The sequence below is a fragment of the Stenotrophomonas sp. FR010 genome, assembly GCF_047520755.2.
Taxonomy (GTDB): Bacteria; Pseudomonadota; Gammaproteobacteria; order Xanthomonadales; family Xanthomonadaceae; genus Stenotrophomonas; species Stenotrophomonas sepilia.
Genome location: NZ_JAXBQT020000039.1, coordinates 1 through 3618 on the forward strand (window position 1 = coordinate 1; position 3618 = coordinate 3618).

At 65.3% G+C, this 3618-nt stretch carries 3 protein-coding genes; 1 reads left to right on the plus strand and 2 read right to left on the minus strand.

What is annotated here, in order from left to right:
• Nucleotides 1-183: 183 nt before the first annotated feature.
• Both ACM0PK_RS20965 and ACM0PK_RS20970 read right to left on the minus strand, forming a co-directional pair.
• Complete coding sequence (locus ACM0PK_RS20965) at nt 184-408, minus strand: YbdD/YjiX family protein (RefSeq protein WP_005410613.1); 225 nt, start codon at nt 406-408, stop codon at nt 184-186.
• Nucleotides 408-2489: a carbon starvation CstA family protein gene (locus ACM0PK_RS20970; protein WP_005418274.1), complete on the minus strand. Its 2082-nt coding sequence runs from the start codon at nt 2487-2489 to the stop codon at nt 408-410. Before ACM0PK_RS20970 ends, ACM0PK_RS20965 begins: the two co-directional genes overlap by 1 nt.
• Nucleotides 2490-2704: 215 nt before the next feature.
• Between ACM0PK_RS20970 and ACM0PK_RS20975 the strand changes: the two genes are divergently transcribed.
• Entirely contained in the window at nt 2705-3556 is an 852-nt protein-coding gene (locus ACM0PK_RS20975; RefSeq protein ID WP_053499689.1) for a pirin family protein, read from the plus strand.
• Nucleotides 3557-3618 lie beyond the last annotated feature (62 nt).

The window sequence follows — 3618 nt, forward strand, 5'->3', positions numbered from 1 at the left end:
CGGTTTCAGATGGCTGACTGAATTCAGCTTGCGCGGACGGCACCGCAGAAACCTGACGCGACCAACTTTGGAGGGGGGGGGGGGGGGGGGGGGGGGGGGCCCCCCCCCCCCCCCCCGCTCTGCCCGTGCAGGGCCGAGCACGCGCTCGGCCTTCTTTTGCCTGCGAAAAGACCGTCCCGGCCCTCAACAGCAGCGGCCACCATTGCGTCCGCCGTAGCGCGCTTCCTGGCGCTCGCGGAAGAACGTCTTGTAGTCCATCGGCTCCTGGTCCGGATGCTTTTCCAGCATATGCCGGACGTAGTTGTCGTAATCAGGAATGCCACAGCACAGTCGTGCGGTCTGCACCAGGCGCCGCCAGATGCGGCGGTGCGCCTGGTACTGGCCGGCGGGAACCAGTTGCGTACTCATCACAGATCCACCATTTCATGCGGCTTCAGCGCCACGTAAGGGGTCTCGCGGTCGCTGCGCTGCGGATTGCGGCGTGCCGCCAGGATGGTCTTGATCGAATACACCAGGACTGCGCCCACCACCAGCAGGAACAGCGCGGTCAGGCCGGTATTGACGTAGGCGTTGACCACGATCTGCTTCATCTGCGCCACCGACTTGGCCGGCGCCGTGATCGTGTCGCTGGCGAGCGCGGCCTGGAACTTGTGTGCCTGTGCCAGGAAACCCTGCGCCGGGTTGCTGTCGAAGATCTTGATGAAGCCGGCATAGGTGGTGCAGATCAGCAGCCACACCGCCGGTACCGCAGTGACCCACGCATAGCGGTCGCGCTTCATCTTGAACAGCACTACCGTGCCCAGCATCAGCGCGATACCGGCCAGCATCTGGTTGGAGATGCCGAACAACGGCCACAAGGTCTGGATGCCGCCGAACGGATCGACCACACCGGTGTAGAGCAGGTAGCCCCACAGCGCCACGCAGCCGGCGGTACCGATGATGTTGGCGGTCCACGACTCGGTCTTCTTCAGCGCCGGGACGAAGTTGCCCAGCAGGTCCTGCAGCATGAAGCGTCCGGCACGGGTGCCAGCGTCCACCGCGGTCAGGATGAACAATGCTTCGAACAGGATCGCGAAGTGGTACCAGAACGCCATCATTGCGTCGCTGCCACTGGGGATCGCTTCGTGCAGGATCTGCGCGATGCCCACCGCGAGTGTCGGTGCACCACCTGCACGATGCAGGATGGTCGGCTCGCCGATCGCCGCCGCGGTCGCGGTCAGCTGCTCCGGCGTGATGGTGAAGCCCCAGGTGTTGGTGATGTAGTGCGCCGCCGACGCCGCATCGGCGCCGATCACCGCCGCCGGGCTGTTCATCGCGAAGTAGATGCCCGGATCGATGATCGAGGCCGCGACCAGCGCCATCACCGCCACGAACGATTCCATCAGCATGCCGCCGTAGCCGATGTAGCGCATGTGCGCTTCATTGGCCAGCAGCTTCGGCGTGGTGCCGGAGGAGATCAGCGCATGGAAACCAGAGACCGCACCGCAGGCGATGGTGATGAACAGGAACGGGAACATGCCGCCTTTCCACACCGGGCCGTCGCCACTGGCGGCGAACTGGGTCAGCGCCGGCATCTTCAGTTCCGGCATCACGATCAGGATGCCGACGGCCAGCGCGATGATCGTGCCGATCTTGAGGAAGGTCGACAGGTAGTCGCGCGGGGCCAGCAACAGCCACACCGGCAGCACCGATGCGACGAAGCCGTAGCCGATCAGCATCCAGGTGATCTGGGTGCCGGTGAACGTGAACGCCGGGCCCCACACCGGGTCGGCGGCGACCTTGCCGCCGTACCAGATCGCGGCCAGCAGCAGGATCAGGCCGACCACCGAGATCTCGCCAATCTTGCCGGGGCGGATATAGCGCATGTACACGCCCATCAGGATGGCGATAGGCATCGTCGCGATTACCGTGAACATGCCCCACGGGCTTTCGGCCAGCGCCTTGACCACCACCATCGCCAGCACCGCCAGAATGATGATCATGATCAGGAACGCACCGAACAACGCGATGGTGCCAGGTACCTGGCCCATCTCTTCTCTTACCAGGTCGCCCAGCGAACGGCCGTTGCGACGGCTGGACAGGAACAGCACCATGAAGTCCTGCACCGCACCAGCCAGCACCACGCCCACCACCAGCCACAGCAGTCCAGGCAGGTAGCCCATCTGCGCGGCCAGGACCGGGCCGACCAGCGGGCCGGCGCCGGCGATGGCGGCGAAGTGGTGGCCGAACAATACGTGCTTGTTGGTCGGCACGTAGTCCAGGCCATCGTTGTTGATCACCGCCGGCGTGGCCCGGGTCGGATCCAGCTGCATCACCTTGTTGGCGATGAACAGGCTGTAGAAGCGGTACGCCACCAGGTACAGCGAAACCGCGGCGACGACGATCCACAGCGCATTGATGTGTTCGCCGCGGCGCAGGGCCACGGTGCCCAGACAGAAGGCGCCGAGCAGGGCGAGGACCGCCCAGCCTATTTTGGAAAACCCTTTCATGAGGTGCTCTCTCCCGGAAAGACAGTCAAAGAGTCCCGCGTGCCCTCGACAGGGTCAATTGGCACAGGACGAATCGGCGGTAGTACTTTGGTCGTACGCTTGTTGTGCTGACGTGCAGCGAACATCAGGGATGGAACAATCGGTTGCGGCGCCGTCCATTGGCGTGTGGCCGTGCGGCGTCCATCTTCAGTGGCATCCATCGAACAGGAGTCGCCATGAGCTTTCCCGAACCGGTCCGCGTGCTGCGGACCATCCGTGGCATGCCCACCTCCGACGGTGCCGGCGTGCGCCTGACCCGCGTCATCGGTGGCCCGACGCTGCCCGACCTCGATCCGTTCCTGCTGCTCGATGAATTCGGCACCGACCGCGCCGAGGACTACATCGCCGGTTTCCCGGAACATCCGCACCGCGGATTCGAGACCGTCACCTACATGCTCGACGGGCGCATGCGGCATCGCGACAACCATGGCAACGAAGGCCTGCTGACCCCGGGCAGCGTGCAGTGGATGACCGCTGGCCGCGGCCTGGTGCACTCGGAGATGCCCGAGCAGGAAAGCGGGCAGATGCGTGGCTTCCAGCTGTGGGTGAACCTGCCGGCGAAGGAGAAGATGACCGAGCCGAAGTACCAGGAGTTCGCGCCTGAGCGGATTCCCGTGGTGCACCCGGAAGCGGGCGTGGAGGTGAAGGTGATCGCTGGCACGGTCGATGGCACCCGCGGCCCGATCGTGCAACCGGCCACCGACCCGCTCTACCTCGACATCACGTTGGCGCCCGACCGTGCCTGGACCTATGCGCTGCCGGAAGGGCACAACGCCTTTGCGTACGTGTTCGAAGGTGGCGTGACCGTGGGTGAGCAGGACGCCGCGCGCGACGTCGCTCGCCAGGAACTGGCGGTGCTGGGCGGTGGCGAGCAGTTGCACATCTCGGCCGGCAATGAAGGCGCGCGCCTGATCCTGGTGGCCGGCCGTCCGCTGCGCGAACCGGTGATGCGCCACGGGCCGTTCGTGATGAACACGCGGCAGGAACTGATGCAGGCCTTCGTCGATTTCCAGGAAGGCAAGTTCTGACGTAGTACCGGCCGCTGGCCGGCAACTGCCTCGCCTGGAGGCGGATCGGGGTGCCGGCCAGC